Below are 25,501 nucleotides of genomic sequence, written 5' to 3' on the forward strand. Positions count from 1 at the left end.
CCCGGGGTGTGGGGGTCGGGCAACCGTCGGCGCTGACGGTGTTCTCATCCACATCCTGACATGGCGTCACCCGGCATGGTGAGCCCCGTCCCAGTTCGTAATCTCCGGTACAGCCTCCTGACGTGCGGTAACGGTTGGACGGCCAATCTTCGGCAGTCCGAGTAGAACGTTCGGATGACGAACGCCGGTGTCCCGGTTACCGATCGTTAACCACCTTCCGTAGGGCTGCGGACACGCCGGGTGGACCGGAACGGCCCACGTCGGCCCCTCTGCGTTGGATGGACTACCGACCTTCGGCCATACCGACCATTTCCACCAAGCGAAACCCCGACGGGCGCGGGCCGGGCGGCGCCGTCCGAGCGGGACCGTCGCGCACGCCGCCGTGACAGGATCGGGAGGTGGACCGTTCAGCGCTGACCCGTACCGTTCGCGGGCTCTGGGACGACGACATCCTCCCGAGCCTGTCCGCCTTGGTCGCGATCCCCGCGATCTCCCCCGTCTTCGACCCCGCGTGGGCCGCGCACGGCCACCTGGCCGGTGCCGTGGAGCACGTGCGCGCCTGGCTCGCCGACCGCGACCTGCCCGGTGCGACCGTCGAGGTCGTCGAGCTGCCCGACCGAACGCCGGTGCTGCTGGTCGACGTGCCCGGCACCGCACCCACCTCCGAGGCACAACCTTCCGGCACGGTGCTGCTGTACGGGCACCTGGACAAGCAGCCGCCGGTCGGCGGCTGGGGCGACGGGCTGGGGCCGTGGACGCCGGTCGTGCGCGACGGGCGGCTCTACGGCCGCGGCGCGGCCGACGACGGCTACTCGGGCTACGCGGCCATCGCGGCGATCGAGGGCGTCCGGCGCGCGGGCGGCACGCACTCGCGGTGCGTCGTGCTGCTGGAGACCGGCGAGGAGTCCGGCAGCCCCGACCTGCCCGCCTACCTGGAGCACCTGCGGCCGCGGCTGGGCGACGTGTCGCTGGTCGTGTGCCTGGACTCCGGTGGCAACGACTACGACCGGATGTGGCTGACCACGTCGCTGCGCGGGTTGGCGCAGGTCACGATGACGGTGCGGGTGCTGGACAGCGGGCTGCACTCGGGGATGGCGAGCGGGATCGTGCCGTCGTCGTTCCGGATCGCCCGGCAGCTGCTCGACCGGCTGGAGGACTCCACGACCGGCGAGGTGCTGGTGCGCGAGATGCACGTCGACATCCCGGAGCACCGGGTGGCGGAGGTGCGCGACGCGGTGTCCAGCACGCCCGGTGTGCTGGTCGGCAGCGTGCCGTGGGCGGCGGGGACGCAGCCGATGGGCACCGACGAGGTCGAGCTCGCGCTCAACGCCGGGTGGCGGCCGACGCTGTCGGTCACCGGCGCGTCCGGGCTGCCCGAGCCGGACGACGCGGGCAACGTGCTGCGGCCGTTCACCACGCTGGTGCTGAGCTTCCGGCTGCCGCCGACGGCCGACTCCGAGGCCGCCATGGACGCGGTGCGGCGGACGTTGACCACCGACGTGCCCTACGGGGCCTCGGTGGAGCTGTCCCGCATCGAGTTCGCCGACGGGTGGAACGCGCCGGAGCTCGCGCCGTGGCTGCGCGAGGCGGTGGACCGGATCGGCGAGGACGTGTTCGGCGCGCCGTGGCGGACGGTGGCCCTGGGCGGCTCGATCCCGTTCATGGGCCTGCTGCACGAGGCGTACCCGCAGGCCCAGTTCCTGGTCACGGGCGCGGTCGGGCCGGACTCCAACTGCCACGTGCCCGACGAGTGGCTGCACCTGGCCCACGCGACCCGGATCACCGAGGCCGTGGCCTTGGTGCTGGACGCGCACGCCCGGCGTTAGTGGGAGGCGGGGTGGTGGTCGGGGCTCCGACCACCACCTCTCACGCCTGCGCCCACCTGCGGTCGAGGTCGCGGAGCAGGGCCATGCCCGCGTCGGGGTTGGAGCCCGCGTAGCGGCGGGCGCGGGCCAGGTCGTCGAAGTCGAGGACGGCCATGCGGTCCTCGGTGAGGTCCGCGGTGAAGGTCACGCTGACGGTCGCCAGGAAGTGGACGCGGGCGGCGATCGCGTCGCGCAGCTGGCGGGCGCGGTCGGACCGGCCCGCGTAGGCGGCGAGGACGCGCTCGCCGTAGGTCTTGAGGTCGGTGGCGGGGCGTTCGTCCAGCATGCGCAGCAGTGCGGTGACGCCCTCGCGGTCGTCCACGGCGGTCAGGGCGTCGGCGGTGGCCTGGCAGGCCCGGGTGAGCTCGGCCGCGGCGAGGGCGCGCACCACGTCCGCGATGTCCCGTCCCGGCTGCTCGCGGGCCAGGTCCACGATGGCACGGGCGGTGCGCACGAGCTGGCGGGCCAGGCCGCCGGAGAACGCGTACGCCAGGGCGTGGAACTGCTCGGACAGGCCCAGCACGTAGCGGCGGAGCAGCCGTTGGGCGTACTGGAAGTCGAGGTAGTCGACCCGGACCACCTCGTCGAACGAGCTGTCGAAGACGCTGCGCAGCCCCATGCCGGACAGCTCGAAGTCGTACTGGGCCTCGGTGGAGACCGAGACCAGGTAGTGGCAGCCGGAGACGTCGAAGATCGCCTTGATCTCGTTGAGGAAGCGGCGGGCGGGCTCTCCGGTGCCGATCCGGTCCAGTTCGTCGATGCCGATCAGCACCCGTCCCGGTTTGCCCTCGCCCGCCGCCGCCAATTCCGTGGTGGTCCGCGTCAGGAACTCGCGGAAGCGCTTCACCAGCTCGGGGTAGGTCAGCGCACGCCCGGTCATGGTCAGCGCGCGTTTGCCGGACAGCTCGAACCCCTTGAACCCGCCCTTGCCGCTGACCTCGTTGGCGTAGGTGCGGACGTAGCGGAGCAGCTCCAGGTTGGCCCGCGCGTCGGAGACCAGCGGGTGCGGCACGATCCGGCGCCACGGCAGGCGACGGCGACCGACGTGCCGCCAGTGCGCGATGACCGCCTCGCACGTCTCGGCGAACAGGTGGACCACGAACTCCTGCGGCACGTACTCGACCGGGGCGGACACCAGGACGGCCAGGTCCGGCGCACGGTCCTCCTCCCGGTACCGGCCGCCGCAGAACGCCCGGAGCAGGTTCGTCTTGCCCGCACCGCGCGGTCCCGCGATCGCGAAGCTGCCGCCGTCCAGCTGGGCCACCAGGCGGGTCAGCTCGACGCTGGCCGGGGTCGGCACGTGCATCCGCAGGTGGTCGGACCTGGCCAGGCCGGACGCCTCGCGAACGGTCAACGACGTCGAGTACACCACCTTGGTCGCCTCGTTGACCCGGGTGTACAGGACCGGGAGCACGCCCTCCTCCAGCAGTGCGGACAACCAGGTCGTGAAGGCCTCGTCCTCGCCGGCGGCCCAACGCGGCCGCGAGAGCGAGAGTCCGGCGAACCTGACGAGGATGTCGACGAACCACCCCGTGAGCACGACCAATCCGATCAGGGTGACCAGGGAGTCGAGCCCCTGCCAGTTGTTCACCATGATCGAGGTCCACGCGACGGCGACGGCCCCGGCCCCGGCGTAGGCCCACAGACCCGGCTTCGAGTAGGTCCGCCAGTTCTTCGTCATGACCGCGCCATATCCGACCAGGGCGATCGCCATGCCGCCCCCGTACTGGTTCCGGACCGCGGTGGTGGCCCCGAACAGCCCCAGCACCTCGTTGACCAGCACCGAGAAGCCGAAGGCAGGGATCAGCGCCAACACGAGCAGCCGGGCGACGAAGCGCAAGGGGCGCAGCGAGGGCAGAGCCGTCGAGTCGGACGCGACCGTCGCGCGGTACTGCGACTCGGCGTCCGCGGCGGCGGCGAACACCGACGGCTCGGCCTCGGCGACCGCGTCGAGGAGTTCCTGCCGGCTCACGTCGCCCGACGCCACGGCCTGCTGGATCTCGGGCCGGTCCAGGGCCTCGGAGACCACGCGGGTCAGTGCGCCGTCTCGCCACGGGCGTAAGTCGTCCACGGAGAGTGACGATGACACCCCACGGACAGGGTCTGCAAACACCGGTCAGGACTGTGACCTAACCGACCGGTAACCGGTTTACTGAACCGATGCCGCACACTGGCCGAGTGAACGAGCACAGCCGGCAAGCCGAGCGGACGCGGTTGGCGGAGTCGGACTCCCCGACCGCACCGTGGCGCCTCTGGGGCCCCTACCTGGCCGGACGCCAGTGGGGGACGGTCCGCGAGGACTACTCGGCGGGTGGGGACGCGTGGACGTCCTTCCCCTTCGACCACGCCCGCTCACGTGCCTACCGCTGGGGCGAGGACGGCATCGCGGGCATCTGCGACGTGCACGGCTTCCTCAACCTCGGCGTTGCGCTCTGGAACGGCCGCGACCCGATCCTCAAGGAGCGCTACTTCGGGCTCACCAACAACGAGGGCAACCACGGCGAGGACGTCAAGGAGCACTGGTGGGTCACCGACGGCACGCCGACGCACTCGTGGATGCAGGTCGTCTACCGGTACCCGCAGGGTGAGTTCCCCTACGCCGAGCTGCGCGAGATGGCCAAGCGCGCCGGCCGCAACGAGCGCGAGCCGGAGCTGTCCGACACCGGCGCCCTGGACGAGAACCGGTTCTTCGACGTCCGGATCAGCTACGCCAAGGCGGGCCCCAAGGACATCTGCGTCGAGCTGACCGCCACGAACCACGGCCCGGACCCGGCCCCGCTGCACCTGCTGCCCCAGTTCTGGTTCCGCAACACGTGGGCGTGGGGCCGCGACGACCGCAAGCCGAGCCTGCGCGCCTGCACCCGCGACGGCTGGCGCCGGATCACCGCCGAGCACGGCGCGCTGGGCCGCTACACGCTGCACGTCGAGGGCACGCCGACGCTCCTGGTCACCGACAACGAGACCAACGAGGTCGAGCTGTTCGGCACCGAGCGCAACCCGACCCGCTACACCAAGGACGGCATCGACCGGTACGTCATCGGCCAGGACGCGCGGGCGTGCCAGGTCATCGGGCCGGACGACACCGGCGAGCCCGGCACGAAGGTCGCCGCCTGGTACTCGTTCGACCCGGTCGAGCCGGGCGAGTCGGTCACCGTGCGGCTGCGGCTGGTGGAGGGTGACGGGCACCTCGACGCGTTCGGGCCGAGCTTCCAGGACACCGTCGACCAGCGCAGGGCCGAGGCCGACGAGTTCCACCACACCGACCTGGACCCCAAGCGGGCCGCGATCGTGCGGCGGGCGCTGGCCGGCCTGATGTGGACCAAGCAGCACTACCGCTTCCGCACCGCGGAGTGGCTGGACGGCGACCCGGCGCAGCCCGCCGCGCCCAAGTCGCGCAAGAACATGCACGCCCGCAACGCGCACTGGCGCCACTTCGACGTGGCCGACGTGATCTCCATGCCGGACGAGTGGGAGTACCCCTGGTTCGCCGCGTGGGACCTCGCGTTCCACACCGTGCCGTTCGCGAAGGTCGACCCGGCGTTCGCCAAGGAGCAGCTGCTCCTGCTGTGCCGGGAGTGGCTGATGCACCCCAACGGCCAGCTGCCGGCCTACGAGTGGGAGTTCGGCGACGTCAACCCGCCGGTGCACGCGTGGGCGGCGTTGCAGGTCTACCGGTCGGAGGAGGTCAAGGACCGCAAGTTCCTGGCCAAAATCTTCCACAAGCTGCTGCTGAACTTCTCCTGGTGGGTCAACCGCAAGGACGCCGACGGCAGCTACCTGTTCGAGGGCGGCTTCCTCGGCATGGACAACATCGGCCCGGTGAACCGGTCGGAGCCGATGCTGGGCCAGTGGCGGCTGGAGCAGTCCGACGCCACGTCGTGGATGGCGGCCTACAGCCTGCACCTGATGCAGATCGCGCTGGAGCTGGCGCGGCACGACGAGTCCTACGAGGACGTGGCCACGAAGTTCGTGGAGCACTTCCTGAGCATCGCCGAGGCGTCCACGCAGTTCGGTTCCGGCGGGCGCGGCATCTGGGACGAGACGGACGGCTTCTGCTACGACGCGGTCACGCGGCGGCTGCCGGACGGCCACGTGGAGTCCAAGCCGGTGCGGGTGCGGTCGATGGTGGGCCTGATCCCCGTGCTGGCGTGCGCGGTGCTGGAGCCGTGGGTGTTCGAGGAGCTGCCGGAGTTCACCCGGCGGTTGGAGCACCTGCTGTCCCGCCGACCGGAGTTGCAGCAGTTCCTCAGCCGCAGCAACGGCGGCGCCCTGCTCAGCCTGCTGGACGAGCGCAAGCTGCGGCTGGTGCTGAGCCGGATGCTGGACGAGGGCGAGTTCCTCTCCCCGCACGGCATCCGCAGTCTGTCCGCGGCGCACCGGGAGGGCCTGGAGGTGCAGGTCGCCGACCAGGAGCACCGGATGGGCTACGAGCCGGGCGAGTCCCGCACGCCGATGTTCGGCGGCAACTCGAACTGGCGCGGCCCGGTGTGGTTCCCGACCAACGCGCTGCTCGTGGAGGCCCTGCGCACGATCGAGGAGTTCCACGGCGGTCGGTTCCACGTGGAACTTCCCACCCGCAGCCAGCGGCACGTGACCGCGGGGCGGGCGGCGGACGAGCTGGTCGGACGGCTGGTGACGCTGTTCCTGCCCGACCACGACGGGCGCCGGCCCGCGGACGGCAAGCGGATCGAGTCGACCGACTCGCCGCTGTGGCGCGAGCACGTCACCTTCAGCGAGTACTTCGACGGCGACACCGGCGAGGGCCTGGGGGCGACGCACCAGACGGGGTGGACCGCGCTGGTCGCGAGCCTGTTGACGGATCGTCGCCACACAGGCGCTCTGGGTGAATCAATTGTGTGATGAACGCCAAACGCCTGAACAATTTGTCGCCATAAGTACTTTGTGACGCAAGATTCATGCGTACCGGTGTTCTGTAACACCCGCGTGCTGTGCACCGCGTCACCCAAGTGGCAGTATGCCGAACACTCGACCGACACAGTTACGAGGAGTGACGCCGTGGCCCGTCGTACCAGGCACGCTGCGCTCGCCCTGTTCCCCGTGCTCGCCTTGGCGGCCACGATGACGGCGTGCGCGACCAAGGTCAACACCGGCTCGCAGGACAGCGGGTCGGGCATCACCCTGGTCCAGAGCGGCAAGCTGGTCACCTGCACCCACCTGTCCTACAAGCCCTTCCAGTTCTCCGAGGGCGACAAGACGGTCGGCTTCGACGTCGACCTGGTCGATCTGGTGGCCAAGGAACTGGGCGTCACGCAGGAGATCTTCGACACCCCGTTCGAGACCATCACCTCCGGCGAGGTCTTCAACACCGGGAAGTGCGACCTGGCCGCGGCCGGCATGACGATCAAGCCGGACCGCGCCGAGGTCATCGACTTCTCCGAGCCCTACTTCGACGCCTCGCAGGCGCTGCTGGTCAAGAAGGACTCGCCGGTCAAGTCCCTGGAGAACCTCAAGGACAAGAAGATCGGCGTGCAGCTGGAGACCACCGGCGAGATCTACGCCAACGAGAACGCGGCGAAGTACGGCTACACGGTCGTGCAGTTCGAGGACCTGCCGTTGCTGGAGACCGCCGTGCGCACCGGCGCGGTGGACGCGGCCATCAACGACAACGGCGTGCTGCTGGACTACGTCAAGGAGTTCCCGGACACCGCCGTGGTGGCGGAGTTCGACACTCAGGAGAAGTACGGCATCGGCATGAAGAAGGGCAACACCGCCCTCAAGGCCAAGGTCGACGAGGTCCTCAAGAAGGCCAAGGACAGCGGCAAGTACGACGAGATCTACGAGAAGTGGTTCGGCAAGAAGCCGGAGTCGAAGTAAGCGGCTGACCGCGGGGCCGGTGTTCTCCGAGCACCGGCCCCGCGCCTTGTCCACCCCACCCACGAGGTAACCCACATGGCACTCTCCAAGCGACAACGCGCCAAGGCGTTCCGCTTCGCCCAGTACGCGCTGCTGGTCGTGGCCGCCGTCCTGCTGGCGGTCGTCGCCGACTGGAACGAGATCCAACGCAGCTTCTTCAACCTCGAGATCGCTGCGGAGATGTTCCCCAACGCCATCACCGTGGCGCTGAAGAACACGCTCGTCTACACGGCCCTCGGGTTCGCGTTCGGCCTGGCCCTCGGCCTGGTGCTGGCGCTGATGAAGCTGTCGCCGGTCGCGCCGTACCGGTGGCTGGCCACGATCTACATCGAGTTCTTCCGCGGTGTGCCCGCGCTGCTGGTGTTCATCGCGCTGAGTTTCGGCGTGCCGCTGGCGTTCGGGCTGCAGTTCGACATCTACTCGACGGTGATGCTGGCGCTGGGCATCGTCGGCGCCGCGTACATGGCCGAGACGATCCGCGCGGGCATCCAGGCGGTGCCGAAGGGCCAGATCGAGGCGGCCCGGTCGCTGGGCATGTCGCAGGGCCGCACGCTGCTGACCGTGGTGATCCCGCAGGCGTTCCGGATCATCCTGCCGCCGCTGACCAACGAGCTGATCCTGCTCACCAAGGACTCGTCGCTGATCTACATCATCGGCCTGGCCCGCGACCAGTACGAGCTGACCAAGTTCGGCCGCGAGACGCTGAGCCGGTCGCCGTCGCTGACCCCGATCCTGGTGGTCGGCCTGTGCTACCTGCTGATCACGCTGCCGCTCGGCCACCTGTCGCGGCACCTGGAGCGGCGCACCGGCGGCAAGAAGATCAGCACGCCGGAATCGACCGGGTTGGGGGTGTCCGCGTGAGCGTCGACGACGTGGTGGGCGTGGGTGGCGCGGCGAGCGACCTGGCGGTCGAGATCACCGGGTTGAAGAAGTCGTTCGGCACGCTGGACGTGCTCAAGGGCATCGACGTGCGGGTGAACCGCGGTGACGTCGTGTGCGTCATCGGGCCGTCCGGCTCGGGCAAGTCCACGCTGCTGCGCTGCGTGAACCTGCTGGAGGAGCCGACCGCCGGCCGGATCGTGGTCAACGGCGCCGAGCTGACCGACCCGGACGTGGACATCGACGCCGCCCGCACCCGCATCGGCATGGTGTTCCAGTCGTTCAACCTGTTCTCGCACCTCAACGTGCTGAACAACCTCATGGTCGCGCAGCGCAAGGTGCTCAAGCGGGACGCGAAGCAGGCGCAGGAGGTCGCGCTGCGCAACCTGGAGCGGGTCGGGCTGTCGGACAAGGTCAACGCGATGCCCGGTCAGCTCTCCGGCGGCCAGCAGCAGCGCGTGGCGATCGCCCGGGCGCTGTCGATGGACCCGGACGTGATGCTGTTCGACGAACCGACCTCGGCGCTGGACCCGGAGCTCGTCGGCGACGTGCTCGGGGTGATGCGGCAGTTGGCCGACGAGGGCATGACGATGCTCGTGGTGACGCACGAGATGCAGTTCGCCCGCGAGGTGGCCGACCGGGTGCTGTTCATGGACGGCGGCTACGTGGTCGAGGAGGGGCCCGCCGAGCAGGTCATCGGCGCGCCGCAGCACGAGCGCACGCAGTCGTTCCTGGCCCGCGTGCTCGACCCGACGCACCAGGGGCCCAGCAGTACCTGAGCCCCGGCGGTATCCGACCCCGGCGGTATCCGACCCGGTGGGCCGGAACCCGTCCCGGGTGACGGCCGGTGCCCTTATTGTCACTTCCCATGACCGAGGTGGGGGCGCGGCGGCTGGACGTGTTCGACCCCAGCCCGCCGCGCTCCGCCCGGATGGCCGCGGCCGACGTGCTGCGCGGTCTGGGCGAGCCGGACGGGACGTGGCGGTTACCGCGGCGGCGGGCCGGGATGCCACCGGTGGTGCGGGTGGCGGACAAGTTCCTGACCGGCGCGCTCGACCTGCGGGCGGTGGAGTTCCCGTACCTGCTGGAGTTCGTGCGCTGCCGGTTCGAGGAGCCGCCGGACCTGCGGCAGGGCAAGCTGGCCGGGATCGAGTTCGCGGACTGCCGGCTGCCCGGCCTGTCGGCGCGGAACCTGAGCAGCGCCAACGAGGTCTCGCTGGCGGGCAGCACGGTCGAGGGCCTGGTGGACCTGGTCGACGCGGACGTGGCCGGGTCGTTGACGTTGCGGGACAGCGACCTGCGGGCACCCGGCGCCATCGCGTTGCACGCCGACCGGTTGAAGCTGGCGGGCGGGTTGCTGGCGCAGCGGGTGCGGGTCACCGGCGAGCTGCGGATGGCGGGCGCGCACGTCGGCGGGTACTGCAACTTCAGCGGTGGGCTGCTGACCAACCCGCTCGGCCACGCCTTCAACGGCACCGGCCTGCACGTGGGCGGCAACCTGCTGATGAACGGCTGCACGGTGCACGGCACCGTGCTGCTCGCGGGCGCGCGGGTCGACTCGGCGTTGACGCTGCGCGGCGCGACCGCCGCCGACGGCCGGGCCGACGACGACGCGCTGGACCCGCACTCCGACCCCGACGCCACGCTCGTGTTCGACCGCATCACGGTGGACGGCGACGTGCAGCTGGACCGGGGTTTCACCAGCGCGGGCACGGTGCGCATGGTCAACGCCGCGATCGGCGGCACGCTGTCGCTGTCCGGTGGCGCGTTCGACGCCATGGGCCAACCCGACGGCGAGCCCACCGGCTTCGGACGCGCGCTGGCCACCGACACCGCCGAACCGACGGGGTTCGGGCGCGCGTTGCACCTGGACGGCACGACGGTGGGCGGTGACATCATCGGCCGCCAGGCGCGGGTGCGCGGCCAGCTGCGCATGGTCGACTTCCAGGCCAAGGGCAGCGTCATCCTCGACGGGTCCACTCTGGACAACCCGCGCGCGGACGCCGTGCTGGGCAACCGGTCCAGGATCGGCAGCAACCTCGCCGCCCGCGAGGTCGAGGTGACCGGCGGGTTGGAGCTGCGCGGTGTGCACGTGGGCGCGAACCTCGACCTGCGCGGCAGCCGGATCACCCGGCCGGGCCGCTACCGGCACCAGCCGGCGGGCAAGCCGTCGCTGGACATCGGCGGTGCGGTCATCGGGCGCGACCTGATCTGCGCGCGTGGCGCGAAGGAGTTCGTCGCGCACGGCGGTGTGCGCGCACGGCGGGCGCAGGTCGGCCGGATGGCCACGTTCGAGGGCGCCGTGCTCGGCGACAAGCTCGACACGCACGCGTTGAACCTGCTGGGCATGCAGGTGCAGGAGCTGGTGGTGACGACGGTCAGCCCGCCGCGCGGGGACGTGACGCTGCGCCAGGTGCGCTGCACGGTGTTGGACGACAACGAGCACTTCTGGGGCGCGACCGGCCGGATCGACCTGGAAGAGTTCCGCTACGACTCGCTGCGCCACCCGATCGACCTGCGTGACGACGGTGAGGTCGACCGGCGGCTGCGCTGGCTGCGGCAGGCCATGCGGCGCAGCTACCGGCCCGGGCCGTACGACCAGTTCGCCGAGATGCTCCGGGCGGGCGGCAACGACGAGCACGCGGCCACCGTGCTGGTGGAGAAGCAGCGGCTGCGGTACCGGGCGGTCGCCGAGGGCCGCCGCTGGCTGCGGCCGCTGGTGCTGCTGTGGAGCTGGCTGCAACGCGCGATGGTCGGCTACGGCTACCGCCCGGCCCGCGCGTTGGCGTGGCTGGTGGTGACGTGGCTGCTGGGCAGCGCCTACTTCGCCGCCGGACCCGAGCTGTCCGAGATCAACGAGCAGGACCACCTGACCTGGAACCCGTGGCTGTTCACCATCGACCTGGTGGTGCCGATCGTGGACTTCGGCAACAAGAACCGCTGGCACACGCCGGACGAGTCGCAGTGGATCGCCTCCGGGATGATCGTGACGGGCTGGGTGCTGGCCACCACGGTGGCGGCGGGCGTCACCCGGACGTTGAAGCGGTGACCTAGTGTTGCGGCCGTGACTGACCTGGTGCTCGCACTCGACGTCGGCGGCACCAAGATCGCCGGTGCGTTGGTGGACCGCGGTGGCGCGGTGCGGCGGGCGGTTCGGGTGGCCACGCCGGCCGGGTCCGCGGAAGAGGTCTGGGACGCGGTGGCGTCCGTGGTCGAGCAGGTGGCGCAGGGCGAGGGCGTGGCCGGGGTCGGCATCGCCTCGGCCGGGCCGGTGGACGTCGACGCGGGCACGGTCAGCCCGATCAACGTCGCCGGGTGGCGTGGGTTCCCGCTGCGCGAGCGGGTGTCGGCGTTGCTGCCCGGCGTGCCGGTGGAGTTGGCGGGCGACGGGCCGTGCATGGCGCTGGGTGAGCACTGGCTCGGCGCGGGGCAGGGCAGCCGGTTCGTGCTCGGGCTGGTGGTGAGCACCGGCGTCGGTGGTGGGCTGGTGCTCGGCGGGCGGCCGTTCGGCGGGCGGACCGGCAACGCCGGGCACGTCGGGCACGTGGTGGTCGAGCCGGACGGCGAGGCCTGCCCGTGCGGTGGGCGCGGGTGCGCGGAGACGGTGGCCGGCGGGCCGCGGATGGTGGCGTGGGCGCGCCGGCTGGGCTGGCAGGGGCCGGACGGTGCGGACGCGGCGCACCTGGCGGCTGCGGCCGGCACGGGTGAGGAGATCCCGAAGGCCGCGTTCGAACGGGCCGGGCGGGCGGTCGGGCTGGCGATCGCGGCGACGGCCGCGGTGGTGGACCTGGACCTTGCGGTGGTCGGCGGCGGCGTGGCGCAGGCCGGTGACCTGCTGTTCGACCCGATCCGCCGGACCGTCGCCGACCACTGCGGGTTGTCCTACCTGAGCTCCCTGCGCGTGGAGCCCGCCCGGCTGGGTGGCCAGGCGGGACTCGTCGGCGCCGCTCGGTTGGTGCTCGGCTGACCAGTGGACGGCTGACTAGTGGACGGCGATGGGCTTGACCCGGTCGCTGTCCTCGTCCACGTGGTAATCGTCGCCCTGCGTCTCGTCGGTGCCGTTGAACAACCGGAACCGCTTCGCGATCAGCGTCACGACGACGGCGACCAGCAGGTTCGTCACGACGGCGATGGCGCCGACGTAGATCTGCACGGCCGACCCGGCGAACGGGTGCCAGCCGAACAGCGACAGCTGGCCCAGCGGCAACGCGGACCCGGCGAAGTGGGACTTGCCGACGGCCGGGTTGCCGATGTTGTAGAGCAGCCACATGCCGTAGCCCATGCCCGCGATCCAGCCCGCGACGAGGCCCCACAGGTGGAACCACCGCGTGTACAGCGCGATCGCCACGGCGGGCAGCGTCTGCAGGATCATCACGCCGCCGATGAGCTGCAGGTCGATGGAGAACTGCGGGTCGATGAACACGATGAACGCGACCGCGCCGAACTTCACCACCAGCGATGCCAGCTTGGCCTGCTTGGCCTCCTGGGCGGGCGTGGCGTCCCTCTTCAGGTACTCCTTGTAGATGTTGCGCGTCCACAGGTTCGCCGCCGCGATCGACATGATCGCCGCGGGCACCAGGGCGCCGATCGCGATGGCCGCGAACGCCACGCCCGCGAACCAGCCCGGGAACTCCTGGCCGAACAGCACCGGGATGATCGTGTTGGTGTCCGGGCGGCCGGTGGCCTGGTTGGTGATCGGCTTGGCGCCCGCGCTGATGGCGACGAAGCCGAGCATCGCCAGCAGGCCGAGCAGCAGCGAGTACGCGGGCAGCGCGACCATGTTCCGCTTGATCACGTTGCGCCCGCGCGAGGCCAGGATGCCGGTCAGCGAGTGCGGGTACAGGAACAGCGCCAGCGCCGAGCCCAGCGCCAGCGTGGCGTACTGGAGCTGGTTGTTGCCGGTGAGGATGATCCCGTCGGCCTTGCTCTCGGTCGCGGCGTACTTCGCCTGGGCGGTGTCGAAGATCGCGCCCCAGCCGCCGAACTTGGACGGCAGGTAGATCACCGCGACCAGGATCACGATGTAGATCAACGTGTCCTTGACGAACGCGATCAGCGCGGGCGCGCGCAGGCCCGACTGGTAGGTGTAGAGCGCCAGGATCACGAACGCGATGAACAGCGGCAGGTGGCCGAGGATGCCGGAGCCGTTGAGGCCCATCGTGCGCAGCACGGCCTCCAGGCCGACGAGCTGCAACGCGATGTAGGGCATGGTGGCGACGATGCCGGTGATCGCGACGATCAGCGCGAGCCAGTGCGAGCCGTACCGGCCGCGGACGAAGTCCGCCGGCGTCACGTAGCCGTGCACGCGCGACACCGACCACATGCGCACCAGCGGCAGGAACACGATCGGGTACAGGATGACCGTGTAGGGCAGCGCGAAGAAGCCCATCGCGCCGGCGCCGAAGACCAGCGCGGGCACGGCGACGAACGTGTACGCGGTGTACAGGTCACCGCCGACCAGGAACCAGGTGATCCAGGACCCGAACTTGCGGCCGCCGAGGCCCCACTCGTCCAGGTGCTCCAGGGTGTCGCCGGCCTTCCACTTCGCCGCGACGAAGCCCAGGACGGTGACCAGCAGGAACAGTGCGCTGAACACCACCAACTCGGTCCACTGCATTACTTGGCCCCCTCATCCAGGTCGTCCACGCCGAGCTTGTCCGGCTTGCCCTTGACGACGGGTTCGTCCTTGGTCTTGACGTAGACCAGGCCCACGCAGAGCACACCCACCGGGACCCAGGCGAACTGGTACCAGTAGAAGAACGGCAGCCCCAGCACCCGCGGCTCGTCGGAGTTGAACCACGGCGTGACGAGCATGAGCAGCGGAACCAGCAGGAGCAGGTTCCAGTTGCTCCAGCGGAGGCTGGATTTTCGAACAGACGACATGTGCCCCTCCGTACGGCGGCCCGGTGACGCGGTGTCGCGCGATGCTAGGCCGGAGGAGGGACAGTAGTCACCATGCCAGGTGGGTTACCGACGGATGACGTAGTTGGATCGTGACCAACTACCGCTGCGCACGCAGGCCGGTGACCAAGTGCTTCTCCGCGCGGTCGAAGTAGGTGAGGAGGGCTTGTTCGGCCGACTCCACCTCGCCCGCGTCGAGGCGGTCCACGATGGACTGGTTCAGCGGCAGGTAGTCGCGGTGGAACTCCTCCGGGTCGCCCATCACGTGGAACGCCAGGCGCACCTCGGCCAGCAGCCGCTTCATCTCTCCGTCCAGCCGGGCGCTGCCCGCCAGCGCCGTGATCGCCTGGTGGAACTTGACGTTCGCGGTGCCGACGCCGGTCCAGTCGCCCGCCTCCCGGAAGGCCAGGCCGAGGTCGACGGCGTCGCGCACCGCGCGTTGGGCCTCGTCGCCCGCGTGCGGCCAGCGGCGGACCGCGCCGCACTCGATGACCCGGCGGGCGGCGTAGAGGTCCACGATGTCGGGCACGTCCGGGCGGCGGACGAACACGCCCTTGCTGTACTCGTGCACGAGCAGGCGTTCGTGGGTGAGCAGGCGGAACGCCTCGCGCAGCGTGTTGCGGGACACCCGGAGGGCCTCGCCCAGGGCTTTCTCGTTGAGCTGCCGGCCGGGCTTGATGTCACCGTCGAGGACCCTGGCGCGCAGCTTGTCCGCCACCCGCTCGGCCGTGCTGGAGCGATCCAGGTCACCGCGGTCCTTCGCGAGGGCGTTCAGCCAGCCGTCGGCCTGCGCGGTCGTCATGTGCCCGAGTCTAGTGCCCGACAAGTCAAATGGAGTATTGAAGGATCGTTCAACGATCCTTCAATTGGACGACAGGTGGGGGAGGGCTCGTGCACCGCAACGCGGATCTTGGCGAGGGGTTCGGTCGCTGGGTCGTGGGTGACGACCAGGCCCTTCTCGACGTGGTGGGGCCGCGGTGGCCGGGCTACCGGTCCGGTACGAGGCGTTCGCGGACCGGCCGTACACGGCGGCGGGCACGTTGGTCGACCGGCGGCGGACGGCGTTGACCGACGCGGGCGTGCCACTGGGCCCGTTCGCCGGTGGGGTGGACCGGCTGAGCGCGTGAGGGTCAGCGCGCCGGGGACACGCCCATCCGGTCGAGCAACCCGAGGATCACGTCGACCGAGGCCGGCAAGTGGTCCGGGTTGATCCGGTTGGGCGTGGTGCCGAAGACCAGCCCCGCCTCGAAGTGCAGCGGTGACGGCAGCGCGAGTCCCTCGTTGAGCAGCCACTCGACGGCTCGGGGGTTCAACAGCCCTGCCGCTGCGGCCGGATCGCTGGTGAACACGGCGAACTGGGCGTCCAGCGGACCCGGCGGGAACCTGGCGGGGACCCACTGCCCGTGCTCGCGCGCCACGGTCACCGGGACTTCGCGGACCAGTTCGCCGCCTTGGGCGAGGGCGTTGTCGGGTGGCAGCGCACGACCGAGGAAGTTCTTCGCCCCGTAGACGCGGCGGCTGATCCTCATCGGCACGAGCGGGGAGGTGGCCACCTCGATCCGCTGCTCGTAGGCCGTGCGCGTGCCGTTGTCGATGGACTTCTCCACCGTGGCCTCGGTCACGCGCACCGACCACCGGCCCCGGCGGAAGTCCAGCGCCGTGACGTAGGCCGGGCGCGACGCCGTGCCCATCCGGTTGATCATGCCGTCGGTCTCGTCCCTCAGCGGCTCCAGCAGCTCGGCCGACCAGGGCAGCACGTCGTCCGGACCGGCCACCCGGCCACCGAGGGTGGTGGCGAGCGAGGCCAGCGACTCGGCCTGCTCGCGCTCTTCCTTGCGCTCCCTGCGCCGGTTCCACCAGAACCCCAGCGCGAACAGGCCGAGGACGATGGCTCCCAGCGGCAGGAGGTCCAGGTAGAAGTCATCCATGATCAGATGTCCAGGTATCCCTTGGTCTGCTGCTTCGACTGGTCTTCGCCGGTGGCGGCGTACTCGTCCGCCTTCTCCTGGGCGGCCTGGTTGCGCAAGGGCTTGTCGATGCCCGCGTTGGCGCCGGTGCCGACACCGAGCTGCGATGCCGCCGCGTCGGTGGTCGCGTTCCACAGGGACTTGCCGATCCCCTGCTGCACCCGCTCGCCGATCATGCCGTCCTTGCTCCACAGCTTGACCAGCGGGGACTTGTCGCCACCCGCCTTGAGCGCGTCGGCGACCACACTGCCCGCGTGCTTGTTGGCCATGGAGCGCTGGAAGGCGGTCTTGACGTTCCCGACCCGCTTGGCCAGGTTGCGCAGGAAGTCGAGGATCTTGGTCAGGAACTGCTTGAGCTTGGCCACGATCCGCGCCACCCGGCTGCCCGTGGTGGCGACGCGCACGCCGGTCGCGGCGCCGGCGGCGGCGGTGGACGCGCCGAAGCTGGGGATGGCCGCGGCCAGGGCGGGGATCCAGATCATGACCAGCCAGGTGATCAGCTCGGTGAGGATCGCCTTGATGAAGTCCTCGACGATGGTCATGATCATGCTGGAGATCTGGAGCATCTGCGCCAGCTCACCGGCCTGACCGGCGACGCCGTCGATGCCGCTCGCGAACTCGCCCAGCTTCGTGCCCGCGGCCTCCGACGCCTTGCCGCCCCAGCTCGTCACCGAGTTCTGCAGGTCCTCGTCGAACTTCTGCCGCAGCTCGGCCACACCCTTGCCGATGGCGTTGAAGTTCTCCGCCGCCTGCGCCAGCGCGGGACCGTCGCCGCTGACGAAGTGGATCGCGTCCTCCAGCGGCTGCACGACGCTGATCAGGAAGTTCAGCCCCTGCCCGACCAACCAGCCGATCGGGTCGGTCGCGATGCCCAGCGCGGAGGTGCCGAGCGAAGCGACCAACGCGGAACCCTCGGAGGCCAGGCCCGTGACCTCGGCGCCGCCGTTCTCGGACGCCTTGCCCGCCGCTTCCTTGATCTTGAGGTAGTTGCCGTAGAAGGGGGCGGCTTCCGCCATCTTCTGGCTGGTGTCCTTCTCGCCGACGGTGATCTCGACGCCGCCGGCCGTGGTCTTCACTTCCGCCATGGTGGGTACCCCGCCCCTACTTGTTGTCCAACTCGACTTGCAGGCCGTTGAGCAGGTCCTTCACGGCTTGTTCCTGCTCGTCGTAGTCCTGCGCCGCGCCGTTGAACTTGTCCGCGCCCGACTGCAGCCCCTCCTGCATGGCGGTGAACAGGTCGTTGAGGTCGCCGAGCATCTGCGTGTAGTTGTCCTTGACGAACAGGCCGACCACGCCCCAGGACTTGTTCGACACGTCGGCCTTGGCGACCAGGCCCGCGATCTCGGCGGCCGTGCCGCGGTGCGCGCCGAGCTTGCCCGCGAAGTCCCTCAACTCGTCCGGGTTGACGTCGAATCCACCGCTCATCGCGTGGTCACCGGTCCTCGTCGTCGAAGAGGTTCAAGAAACGGCCGTCCTGGTTCTGCGCCGGCCCCGAGCGCGGGGGCGGCTTCGGCTGGTCGTCGTCACGGAGGAACCGGCGTTGTGAGAAGTCGTCGGGTTCCTCGACGGGCTCGGGGCGGCGCGGCGGGGCCGGCGGGGCGGGTCGGGCCGGCGGGGCGGGTGGCACCCGGTTCGGGCCCGTCACGGGAGGCGGCGCCATCGGCGGCGGACCGGCGTAGGGCGGGGTGTGGGGCGGCACGGCGGGCGGCGGGTTCTGGGCCGCCTGGTTCTGGGCCGCCTGGTTCTGGGCCGCCTGGTTCTGGGCCGTCTGGTTCTGGGCCGCCTGCTCGGTCATGGCGCGCAGCTCCTGCGGCGTGACGCCGAACAGCTGGGCCTGGGTCTCCAGCACCTGGTCGGTGAGGTGCATGTCGTCGCCGAGCGCGTTCTCCACGATCCCCGCCTGGCGGCGCGCGGCCTCGGCGACGGCCTGCCGCAGCGTCCCCATCAGCGCGGCGGCCAGCGCGTGCGGCGGCCGGCGCATGGCCTGGTCGGTCAGCCGGATGTCCTTGATCGCCCCGGACGGGCCGGCGACGACGGTCACCGCGCGGTCGGGTGAGGTGGCGACCACCTCCATCGTGGCCAGTTCCTGTTGCATCTGGTCGATGCCGGCGACCTGCTGGTCGACCCGGTGCAGCTTGGCCTGGAACTGTTCGAACTGGGCGACGAGCTGGTCGAACTCGGCCGACACGGCAGGACCTCCGACGACTTCCCGATCTGCGGCGACGCGTGCGACGCCGGTGAGCAGCACTCATACTCGCAAGCCGACCGGTCACCGCGTACCCGATTGGGCGAAAAGCCTGATGGGTGAAACCCAGGGGCCGTTCGGCGGGTTCCTCGACCCGCTGCCGGTCCGGGAGCATCTGTGGGTGACCAGACGACTCCGTGCAGTGATGGCTCTCACACTCGGTCTGTCCCTCCTCACCCTTCCGGGCATCGCGCACGCGCAGCCCGCACCGTGCTTCGACCCGAACGCACCCACCACCGTGGAAGAGCAGCGGTTGGACGACCGGCTCACGCCGACCGGCCCCGAGGTCGGGCCCGAACTGGTCCGGTCGGGCGGGTTCGAGGACGACGTCAGCCGGTTCACCACCCGCCTGTGCGAGCCGATGTCCCGCACGCAGGCCCTCCAGTTCACCCGCACGGCGGGCACGGACCTGTGGCGGGCGGCCGTGCTGCGGGCGCGGTCGCCGCAGGCCTGGGACCGCTACGACGACCGGCCGCTGTACTGGGCCCGGCTGCTCGCGACCAAGGCGCTGCGGCAGTGGCAGCCCTCGGGGTGGCGGCTCGGCGCGGCCGACCGGGCGCGGCTGGTCGAGTCGTTCGACCGCGCGTCACGCGGCGTGGACGACCAGGGTGTCGGCGGCGGGGTGCGGCGGATCGCGGTCACCGGGTTCGACCCGTTCCAGCTCAGCGGCACCTCCGTGCGGCGCAGCAACCCGGCGGGCGCGGCGGCGTTGCAGCTCGACGGCCGGGTGCTGGAGACGCCGTCCGGGCCGGTGGTGGTGGAGGCCGCCGTGCTGCCGGTGCTGTGGGGCGCGTTCGACCAGGGGATCGTGGAGCGGTTCTACGGCACGGCGTTGCAGTCACGACCCAGCGCGCTGGTCACCGTCAGCCAGGGCAGGCCGGGTCAGTTCGACGTCGAGCGGTGGGCCGGGCGGTGGCGCGGCGGGTTCGGCGACAACAACGACGTGTCGGCACGCGGCGTCGTGCCGGACGCGGCGGGGTGGCCGCAGCCCGCGCACGAGTTCATCGAGACCACCCTGCCGCACCAGCGCATGGTCGCCGCCGGGACCACGCCGTTCCCCGTGCGCTACAACCGGGAGTTCTGCGAGTGGCCGGTCGGCACCACGCCCGGCACCGGCGCACCCGACTGCCGCGTGGACGAGCCGACGCCCGGCGCGGCGGCGGCCAGTGGGAGTGGCGGCGACTACCTGTCCAACGAGTCGATGTACCGGGCCAACCGGGTCAGGCTCGGGTTGGGGGTCACCACGACCGCGGGCGGTCATCTGCACACGCCGGTGCTCGGCCAGCCCGCCGACCCGACCGCGCTCACCGACGCGGCCTTCGAACGGGACCGCCGGGCGATCGCCGACCAGGTGGTCGCGCTGGTGTCAGTAATCTGACCGCGTGAGGGGCTGGCGGGCGGCGGTCGTGGCACTGGCCGCGCTGTCGCTCGCCGCCTGCACGACCCCGGTGCAGGGCGTGCCGGACGCCGAGGTCGTCCGCCCTTCCCTCACCCCGTCCGCCGACCAGCTGCCGAAGGCCGGTCAGTGCACGAACACCGGCCTGGAAGTCCTCGACTGCGCGGTCGAGCACGAGGCCGAGGTGACCGGGATCGGCGTGCTCGACGGTCTCGGCGACGCCTACCCGAACGACCGCGACCTGCGCCGGGCCGCCCTGCCGGCGTGCCGCACCGCGCTCACCGCCTACCTCGGCAGCCCCGACCACGACGCCACCCGCCTCCAGGCCCACGCGTACTGGCCCAGCCGCGACGGGTGGGCGAAGGGCGACCGCTGGCGCGTGTGCACGGTGGTGGAGATGAAGCCGGACGGCAGCCGGGCGCGGCGCAAGGGCAGCGCCAAAGACCTGCTGAAGGCGGCCGGGTTCGGCACGGTGCAGCTGTGCGCGACCGCGTCACCGGGGCAGGCGCGGGACGCCGGGATCACCGCCTGCGACCAGCCGCACAAGGCCGAGGCCGTGCCGGGCGTGCTCGCGCTGGGCGGTCCGCAGGAGCCGGCGCCATCGCTCGACGAGGTGAACGCCAAGGCGGCCGAGCACTGCGCCAAGGCCGTCACGAACTACGTCGGCGCACAACGGGACGACGTCTTCGCGTCGTGGCGCGCGTTCGGCAGCCAGGCGTGGTCCGAGGGCTACACGTCGGCGGTCTGCTACGCCGAAGCCACCCGGGCGTTCACCGGCAGGCTCTGGGGCCTCGGGAAGAACCCACTCCCCAACTGACCCACAGGCTGTGCACAGTTCCATCCACAACCTGTGGACAACTAGTCCCCCCGCCACGCGAGCAACACCAGCAACACGCCCACCACGACCGGGATCCCGCTCTCGAACATGGTCCTGAGCACCGGCAAGAACGGCAGGACGGCAAGTTCGTACAGCACCGAACCGGCGAGGGCGGCCAGTCCCACGGTCAGCGGTGCGGCTGGGGACAGCTTCCCCACGCACACCAAACCCACCAGGAGTCCCACGACTCCCAGCGCCAGCAGACCCTCGATCCGCGCGCCGTCCGCGAGGAGGTCGAGCGCGAAGGCCGTCACGAACACCGCGGCCGCGGCGCCGACCGTCCCGAGCAGGACGCCGGCCACGTGCCACCAAGGTGATACCCGTCTCCGCACGGGCTCAACCGCGTCACCCGCCGGGAGGTACCGCACGACTCCCGTGCGCGGTGCACCCTCACGGGGGCGGTCGTAGTGCAGCCCGCCGAGAAAATCGTCCGATTGGCTCACACACCTGTAGTACCTCCGGACGAGCCGGATGTCACCGGGAGCAACCAAAAAGAGACCCGGTGGACGCCGTTGGCCACCGGGTCTCCCGCCTGGGAGGTACAGCTGTCGAGGTCAGCCGAGGCGGAGCTTCAGCGCCTCCAGCTCGTCGCGCAGCGAGGTCGGCACCTTCTCGCCGATCTTGGCGAACCACTCCTCGATCATCGGGATCTCGGCCCGCCACTCGTCGGCGTCGAACTCCAGCGCCGCCTCGATGTCCTCGCGCGACGCGTCCAACCCCGACAGGTCCAGCTCGGCCGCAGTCGGCACATGCCCGATCGGCGTCTCCACCGCGGCGGCCTTGCCCTCGATCCGCTCGACGGCCCACTTCAGCACGCGCGAGTTCTCGCCGAACCCGGGCCACAGGAACCGCTTGTCGTCGCCCCGGCGGAACCAGTTCACGTAGAAGATCTTCGGCAGCTTGTCCGCGTCGGCCGACTTGCCGGTGTCGATCCAGTGCTGGAAGTAGTCACCGGCGTGGTAGCCGATGAACGGCAGCATCGCCATCGGGTCGCGGCGCACGACGCCGGTCTTGCCGACGGCGGCGGCGGTCGTCTCGCTGGACAGGGTCGCGCCCATGAACACGCCGTGCTGCCAGTCGCGCGACTCGGTGATCAGCGGGACGGTGGTGGCGCGGCGGCCGCCGAAGAAGATCGCCGAGATCGGCACGCCGTTCGGGTCGTCCCACTCGGGCGCCTTGATGTCGCACTGGTCGATCGGCGTGCAGTAGCGCGAGTTCGGGTGCGACGACAGCTCGTCGCCGCCGGGCGTCCAGTCCTGCTTCTTCCACGAGGTCAGGTGCGCGGGCGGCTCGCCCATGCCCTCCCACCACACGTCGCCGTCGTCGGTCAGCGCGACGTTGGTGAACAGCGAGTTCCCCTTCTCGATGGTGCGCATCGCGTTGGGGTTGGTGTGGTAGTCGGTGCCGGGGGCGACGCCGAAGAAGCCGTTCTCCGGGTTGACCGCGTAGAGCCGGCCGTCCTTGCCGAACCGCATCCACGCGATGTCGTCACCCAGGGTCTCGACCTTCCAACCCGGGATGGTCGGCTCCAGCATGGCGAGGTTGGTCTTGCCGCACGCGCTGGGGAACGCCGCCGCGATGTAGTAGGACTTCTGCTCCGGCGAGGTGAGCTTGAGGATCAGCATGTGCTCGGCCAGCCAGCCCTCGTCGCGCGCCATCACCGAGGCGATGCGCAGCGAGTAGCACTTCTTGCCCAGCAACGCGTTGCCGCCGTAGCCCGAGCCGAACGACCAGATCGTCCGCTCTTCGGGGAACTGGGTGATGTACTTGGTGTCGTTGCAGGGCCACGGGACGTCGGCCTGGCCCGGCTCCAGCGGCGCGCCGATCGAGTGCAGCGCCTGGACGAAGTCGGCGTCCTCACCGAATCGCTTCAGCGCCTTCGTGCCCATGCGGGTCATGATGTGCATCGAGACGACGACGTACTCGGAGTCGGTGATCTCCACGCCCAGCATCGGCTTCTCGGCGTCGAGCGGACCCATGCAGAAGGGGATCACGTACATCGTCCGACCGCGCATGGACCCGCGGTACAGCTCGGTCATGATCGCCTTCATCTCGGCGGGGTCCATCCAGTTGTTCGTCGGGCCCGCGTCCTGCGGGTCCACCGAACAGATGAAGGTGCGCTCCTCGACCCGCGCCACATCGGTGGGATCCGACGCCGCCCAGAACGAGTTGGGCTTCTTCTTCAGCGGCACGAAGGTGCCCGCGTCCACGAGTTTGGCGGTGAGCCGGTTCCACTCGTCCTGGGAGCCGTCGGCCCACACCACTTCATCGGGGCAGGTCAGCTCGGCGACCTCGTGCACCCAGGACAGCAGGCGCGCGTGGTTGGTCGGTGCGTGGTCGAGACCGGGAATGGTCACTGCCGTCATCTCGTCTCGTCTCCTAGCTGAGCGCCAGCCCACGGTGGACGCCGTTGTCCTGGTGGGACGTCCTCGCGAATGGCTCCGCCCGCCCGGTGGAGGGCGTGCCGTTTAAGGGGATAGACGGAGGTTAGCCGGGTTAATCCCGGGTAACGCACATCTGGCCTGTCGGCTGGCTCACAAAACCGATTCTGGAATCGATTCAGCACCCGATCACCACAAATCCGCCTGTGACCTGGGCTTTAGTCGGCGGAATGCAAGGGCGGCCCGGTGCGTCGATCGCCACACGATCAGGTGTACACCAGGCGACGTTGTGAGATCGCTCTCACGGATCGGCGCAAGAATTGCTGCGACGAAATGCCCGGATTACTCGACCGTTTCAGAAAGTAGTTTGAACGACTCTTCTACTTGTGCCCCAAGGGATTGCCGACGTCGAGCCGCCGGTAGTACTGGACCTGGGGGAACGGGGTGAAGCCCGCGCGTTCGTAGGTGCGGCGGGCGGGTGCGTGGCCGGGATCGCCGCCCGTGCCGACGACGACCAGCGCGACGCCCGCTTCACGCAGGCGCTCGACGGCGAAGTCGGTCAGGGCGGAGCCGATGCCCTGCCGTTGGTGGTCGGGGTCGACGGCCAGCATGTGGATCTCGCCGTCCCCCACCCGGACCGCGACGAAACCCACGACGCGGTCGAGCCGGTCGGCCACCCACACGGCTGTCGCGTCGTCCCGGCAGACGTCCTCGACGGCTCGGGCCTGCGTCGACTCCCAGTCCGGGAACAGCGCGGTGTAGATCGGAACGCCCAGGACGGCGCGGAACGAGTCGAACACCGGAGCCCACGCGCGCAGCGAGAACTCGACCACGGTGCCGATGTCGTCGGCCGTCAGCGGGCGGATGACCATGCGGCCATCATCGCGACAGGCGCACGACCTCCGCACCCGGATTTGCGGTCAGGTCCGCCTCGGCCCGGGCGATGGCCGCGTCGAAGGCGGCCCGGAAGTCCGCGATCGAGGTGTCTTCGAGCTGGAAGCAGAACTTGTCGTCCGGGCCGAGCAGTTCGACCACCCCGTTGTTGACGTTGATCGTGCACACGGCCGCCTCGCCCCTGTCGGTCTGGCACCGGAGCAACCACTCCCGCCGCTCCCGTTCCTTGCGGATCACCCTCTGCGCCACGCCTGCCTCCTAGCTGGTTGTATGTGATCGAACACGGAAAGTACAAGCCTCAAGCTAGCCTATTGCGAGGCTTAAAGCGGGTTCCCGATCGGGTGAAGGTGATGGCGCCGTGGGCATGGCACAGCAGACGGTCGAGCGCCTCCAACTCGGGGCGGCCCTCGCCCGACTGCGCGAGACAGCGGACAGGTCGCAGCAGCAGGCAGCGGAGGCCCTCGGTCTCAGCACCGGCCGGATCAGCCAGATCGAGCATGCCAAGGGCACGCTGAGCGTCGAGGAGTTGGGCCGACTGCTCGACTTCTACGGCGTGCACGGGTCCGAGAGGGAGACCGTCCTCGCGCTGGGAGCGGTGAGCCGGAAGCGGCAGAAGCGGCGGGGATATGTCGACAACCTGCCGCAACCCTTCCAGCGGCTCACCGACCTGCAAGCCTCGGCGGAGGTGGTCAGCTGGTACGAGTGCGGTGTGGTGCCCGGCCTGGCCCAGTCGCCCGACTACATCCGGGCGCTCCTGGGCAGCGCCGACTCGATCTTCTGGGAGACGTCGGAGCAGGAGACCGCCGACCGCATCGAATTCCGCCTCCAGCAGCAGCGGCAACTGTTGGCGGCCTCGGCCCCGCGGACGATCAAGCTGATCTTCACCGAGGACACCTTGCACCACGTGGTCGGTGGTCCGTCGGTGATGCGGGGACAGGTGCTCCACCTGCTCCAGATGATCGAGCAACATCCCCGGATCAGCGTCCGGGTGGTGCCGAACGCGGTGCCGGACAACCCGGCGCTGGGCGGCGGTTTGATGGTCCTGGACTTCGCGGAGAGCACGCCTGTCGCCTTCGCGTCAGTGCTGCACGGGCCTTACACCTACTACGATCAGCCGGCGGACACCGATCCGATGCGGCGGATCATCGGCCGTGTCGAGGAGTTGGCGCTCAGCGCCGACGACACCCGCGCCCTGCTGATCGGGATGTTGTGAGGAGTCACG

General features: G+C 70.3%; 23 protein-coding genes and 1 pseudogene. 12 read left to right on the forward strand and 12 right to left on the reverse strand.

Annotation, left to right across the window (positions count from 1 at the left end; genetic code table 11):
* Positions 1-398: 398 nt before the first annotated feature.
* Positions 399-1,826 (forward strand): M20/M25/M40 family metallo-hydrolase, encoded by a 1,428-nt coding sequence (locus AB0K14_RS00445; protein WP_360448852.1) that lies wholly within the window; start codon positions 399-401, stop codon positions 1,824-1,826.
* Positions 1,827-1,866: 40 nt separating this feature from the next.
* Here the strand turns inward: AB0K14_RS00445 and AB0K14_RS00450 are convergent, their stop codons facing one another.
* The gene (locus AB0K14_RS00450) at positions 1,867-3,936 is read right to left on the reverse strand and encodes a hypothetical protein (protein WP_360448849.1); all 2,070 of its coding nucleotides are present in this window, start codon (positions 3,934-3,936) and stop codon (positions 1,867-1,869) included.
* A 107-nt stretch (positions 3,937-4,043) separates the two neighbouring features.
* Here AB0K14_RS00450 and AB0K14_RS00455 point away from each other — a divergent pair, with 107 nt between their 5' ends.
* The 6 genes from AB0K14_RS00455 to AB0K14_RS00480 all read left to right on the forward strand — a co-directional run bounded on the left by AB0K14_RS00455 (position 4,044) and on the right by AB0K14_RS00480 (position 12,585).
* Positions 4,044-6,725 carry a glucosidase gene (locus AB0K14_RS00455; RefSeq protein ID WP_360448846.1) on the forward strand — a complete coding sequence of 894 codons (2,682 nt, stop codon included), beginning with the start codon at positions 4,044-4,046 and terminating at the stop codon, positions 6,723-6,725.
* 156 nt (positions 6,726-6,881) lie between these two features.
* Positions 6,882-7,700, forward strand: coding sequence for a transporter substrate-binding domain-containing protein (locus AB0K14_RS00460; RefSeq protein WP_360448844.1), 819 nt, complete (start codon positions 6,882-6,884; stop codon positions 7,698-7,700).
* 75 nt (positions 7,701-7,775) lie between these two features.
* Positions 7,776-8,600, forward strand: coding sequence for an amino acid ABC transporter permease (locus AB0K14_RS00465; RefSeq protein ID WP_360448842.1), 825 nt, complete (start codon positions 7,776-7,778; stop codon positions 8,598-8,600).
* Positions 8,597-9,397, forward strand: coding sequence for an amino acid ABC transporter ATP-binding protein (locus AB0K14_RS00470; RefSeq protein WP_360448840.1), 801 nt, complete (start codon positions 8,597-8,599; stop codon positions 9,395-9,397). The genes AB0K14_RS00465 and AB0K14_RS00470 overlap by 4 nt, the downstream gene beginning before the upstream one ends.
* 89 nt (positions 9,398-9,486) lie before the next feature.
* Positions 9,487-11,667 carry a hypothetical protein gene (locus AB0K14_RS00475; protein WP_360448837.1) on the forward strand — a complete coding sequence of 727 codons (2,181 nt, stop codon included), beginning with the start codon at positions 9,487-9,489 and terminating at the stop codon, positions 11,665-11,667.
* A 15-nt stretch (positions 11,668-11,682) separates the two neighbouring features.
* On the forward strand, positions 11,683-12,585 hold the full coding sequence (locus tag AB0K14_RS00480) for an ROK family protein (RefSeq protein ID WP_360448834.1): 903 nt from the start codon (positions 11,683-11,685) through the stop codon (positions 12,583-12,585).
* Between the two features lie 15 nt (positions 12,586-12,600).
* Here the strand turns inward: AB0K14_RS00480 and mctP are convergent, their stop codons facing one another.
* The 3 genes from mctP to AB0K14_RS00495 all read right to left on the reverse strand — a co-directional run bounded on the left by mctP (position 12,601) and on the right by AB0K14_RS00495 (position 15,321).
* The gene (mctP, locus tag AB0K14_RS00485) at positions 12,601-14,235 is read right to left on the reverse strand and encodes a monocarboxylate uptake permease MctP (RefSeq protein ID WP_360448832.1); all 1,635 of its coding nucleotides are present in this window, start codon (positions 14,233-14,235) and stop codon (positions 12,601-12,603) included.
* Positions 14,235-14,501 (reverse strand): DUF3311 domain-containing protein, encoded by a 267-nt coding sequence (locus AB0K14_RS00490; RefSeq protein ID WP_360448829.1) that lies wholly within the window; start codon positions 14,499-14,501, stop codon positions 14,235-14,237. Before AB0K14_RS00490 ends, mctP begins: the two co-directional genes overlap by 1 nt.
* Before the next feature lie 118 nt (positions 14,502-14,619).
* Positions 14,620-15,321, reverse strand: coding sequence for a GntR family transcriptional regulator (locus tag AB0K14_RS00495; protein WP_360448827.1), 702 nt, complete (start codon positions 15,319-15,321; stop codon positions 14,620-14,622).
* Between the two features lie 89 nt (positions 15,322-15,410).
* On the opposite strand from AB0K14_RS00495, the pseudogene AB0K14_RS00500 reads away from it, so the two are divergent.
* Positions 15,411-15,482: pseudogene (locus AB0K14_RS00500) on the forward strand (LamB/YcsF family protein); the annotation flags it as partial.
* A 14-nt stretch (positions 15,483-15,496) separates the two neighbouring features.
* Entirely contained in the window at positions 15,497-15,646 is a 150-nt protein-coding gene (locus AB0K14_RS00505; RefSeq protein ID WP_360448824.1) for a hypothetical protein, read from the forward strand.
* Positions 15,647-15,649: 3 nt separating this feature from the next.
* Here the strand turns inward: AB0K14_RS00505 and AB0K14_RS00510 are convergent, their stop codons facing one another.
* The 4 genes from AB0K14_RS00510 to AB0K14_RS00525 are packed head-to-tail and all read right to left on the reverse strand — an operon-like array spanning position 15,650 to position 18,674.
* Positions 15,650-16,447, reverse strand: coding sequence for a hypothetical protein (locus AB0K14_RS00510; RefSeq protein WP_360448821.1), 798 nt, complete (start codon positions 16,445-16,447; stop codon positions 15,650-15,652).
* A 2-nt stretch (positions 16,448-16,449) separates the two neighbouring features.
* Entirely contained in the window at positions 16,450-17,571 is a 1,122-nt protein-coding gene (locus AB0K14_RS00515) for a hypothetical protein (RefSeq protein WP_360448818.1), read from the reverse strand.
* Between the two features lie 16 nt (positions 17,572-17,587).
* Complete coding sequence (locus tag AB0K14_RS00520; protein WP_360448815.1) at positions 17,588-17,911, reverse strand: type VII secretion target; 324 nt, start codon at positions 17,909-17,911, stop codon at positions 17,588-17,590.
* Between the two features lie 7 nt (positions 17,912-17,918).
* The gene (locus tag AB0K14_RS00525) at positions 17,919-18,674 is read right to left on the reverse strand and encodes a YbaB/EbfC family nucleoid-associated protein (protein ID WP_360448812.1); all 756 of its coding nucleotides are present in this window, start codon (positions 18,672-18,674) and stop codon (positions 17,919-17,921) included.
* A 202-nt stretch (positions 18,675-18,876) separates the two neighbouring features.
* Between AB0K14_RS00525 and AB0K14_RS00530 the strand changes: the two genes are divergently transcribed.
* Entirely contained in the window at positions 18,877-20,109 is a 1,233-nt protein-coding gene (locus tag AB0K14_RS00530; RefSeq protein ID WP_360448809.1) for a hypothetical protein, read from the forward strand.
* A 4-nt stretch (positions 20,110-20,113) separates the two neighbouring features.
* The gene (locus AB0K14_RS00535) at positions 20,114-20,944 is read left to right on the forward strand and encodes a septum formation family protein (RefSeq protein WP_360448806.1); all 831 of its coding nucleotides are present in this window, start codon (positions 20,114-20,116) and stop codon (positions 20,942-20,944) included.
* A 41-nt stretch (positions 20,945-20,985) separates the two neighbouring features.
* Here the strand turns inward: AB0K14_RS00535 and AB0K14_RS00540 are convergent, their stop codons facing one another.
* The 4 genes from AB0K14_RS00540 to AB0K14_RS00555 form a co-directional block, all read right to left on the reverse strand.
* Complete coding sequence (locus AB0K14_RS00540) at positions 20,986-21,306, reverse strand: hypothetical protein (protein WP_360448804.1); 321 nt, start codon at positions 21,304-21,306, stop codon at positions 20,986-20,988.
* A 252-nt stretch (positions 21,307-21,558) separates the two neighbouring features.
* Positions 21,559-23,370 carry a phosphoenolpyruvate carboxykinase (GTP) gene (locus AB0K14_RS00545; RefSeq protein ID WP_360448801.1) on the reverse strand — a complete coding sequence of 604 codons (1,812 nt, stop codon included), beginning with the start codon at positions 23,368-23,370 and terminating at the stop codon, positions 21,559-21,561.
* 395 nt (positions 23,371-23,765) lie between these two features.
* A complete protein-coding gene (locus AB0K14_RS00550; protein WP_360448798.1) occupies positions 23,766-24,257 on the reverse strand; it encodes a GNAT family N-acetyltransferase in 492 nt (163 codons plus the stop codon).
* A gap of 7 nt (positions 24,258-24,264) precedes the next feature.
* On the reverse strand, positions 24,265-24,528 hold the full coding sequence (locus AB0K14_RS00555; protein ID WP_360448795.1) for a hypothetical protein: 264 nt from the start codon (positions 24,526-24,528) through the stop codon (positions 24,265-24,267).
* A 115-nt stretch (positions 24,529-24,643) separates the two neighbouring features.
* Between AB0K14_RS00555 and AB0K14_RS00560 the strand changes: the two genes are divergently transcribed.
* The gene (locus AB0K14_RS00560) at positions 24,644-25,492 is read left to right on the forward strand and encodes a helix-turn-helix transcriptional regulator (RefSeq protein WP_360448792.1); all 849 of its coding nucleotides are present in this window, start codon (positions 24,644-24,646) and stop codon (positions 25,490-25,492) included.
* Positions 25,493-25,501 lie beyond the last annotated feature (9 nt).

This window comes from Actinosynnema sp. NPDC050801, from assembly GCF_040673975.1.
In the GTDB taxonomy this organism is placed as follows: domain Bacteria; phylum Actinomycetota; class Actinomycetes; order Mycobacteriales; family Pseudonocardiaceae; genus Actinosynnema.

Bases quoted from the DNA above. Each gene is read 5' to 3' on its own strand.
- AB0K14_RS00465 (WP_360448842.1), top strand. From the start codon at position 7,776: ATGGCACTCTCCAAGCGACAACGCGCCAAGGCGTTCCGCTTCGCCCAG.
- AB0K14_RS00475 (WP_360448837.1), top strand. From the start codon at position 9,487: ATGACCGAGGTGGGGGCGCGGCGGCTGGACGTGTTCGACCCCAGCCCG.
- mctP (WP_360448832.1), bottom strand. From the start codon at position 14,235: ATGCAGTGGACCGAGTTGGTGGTGTTCAGCGCACTGTTCCTGCTGGTC.
- AB0K14_RS00490 (WP_360448829.1), bottom strand. From the start codon at position 14,501: ATGTCGTCTGTTCGAAAATCCAGCCTCCGCTGGAGCAACTGGAACCTG.
- AB0K14_RS00495 (WP_360448827.1), bottom strand. From the start codon at position 15,321: ATGACGACCGCGCAGGCCGACGGCTGGCTGAACGCCCTCGCGAAGGAC.
- AB0K14_RS00510 (WP_360448821.1), bottom strand. From the start codon at position 16,447: ATGGATGACTTCTACCTGGACCTCCTGCCGCTGGGAGCCATCGTCCTC.
- AB0K14_RS00515 (WP_360448818.1), bottom strand. From the start codon at position 17,571: ATGGCGGAAGTGAAGACCACGGCCGGCGGCGTCGAGATCACCGTCGGC.
- AB0K14_RS00520 (WP_360448815.1), bottom strand. From the start codon at position 17,911: ATGAGCGGTGGATTCGACGTCAACCCGGACGAGTTGAGGGACTTCGCG.
- AB0K14_RS00530 (WP_360448809.1), top strand. From the start codon at position 18,877: ATGGCTCTCACACTCGGTCTGTCCCTCCTCACCCTTCCGGGCATCGCG.
- AB0K14_RS00545 (WP_360448801.1), bottom strand. From the start codon at position 23,370: ATGACGGCAGTGACCATTCCCGGTCTCGACCACGCACCGACCAACCAC.
- AB0K14_RS00550 (WP_360448798.1), bottom strand. From the start codon at position 24,257: ATGGTCATCCGCCCGCTGACGGCCGACGACATCGGCACCGTGGTCGAG.
- AB0K14_RS00560 (WP_360448792.1), top strand. From the start codon at position 24,644: ATGGCACAGCAGACGGTCGAGCGCCTCCAACTCGGGGCGGCCCTCGCC.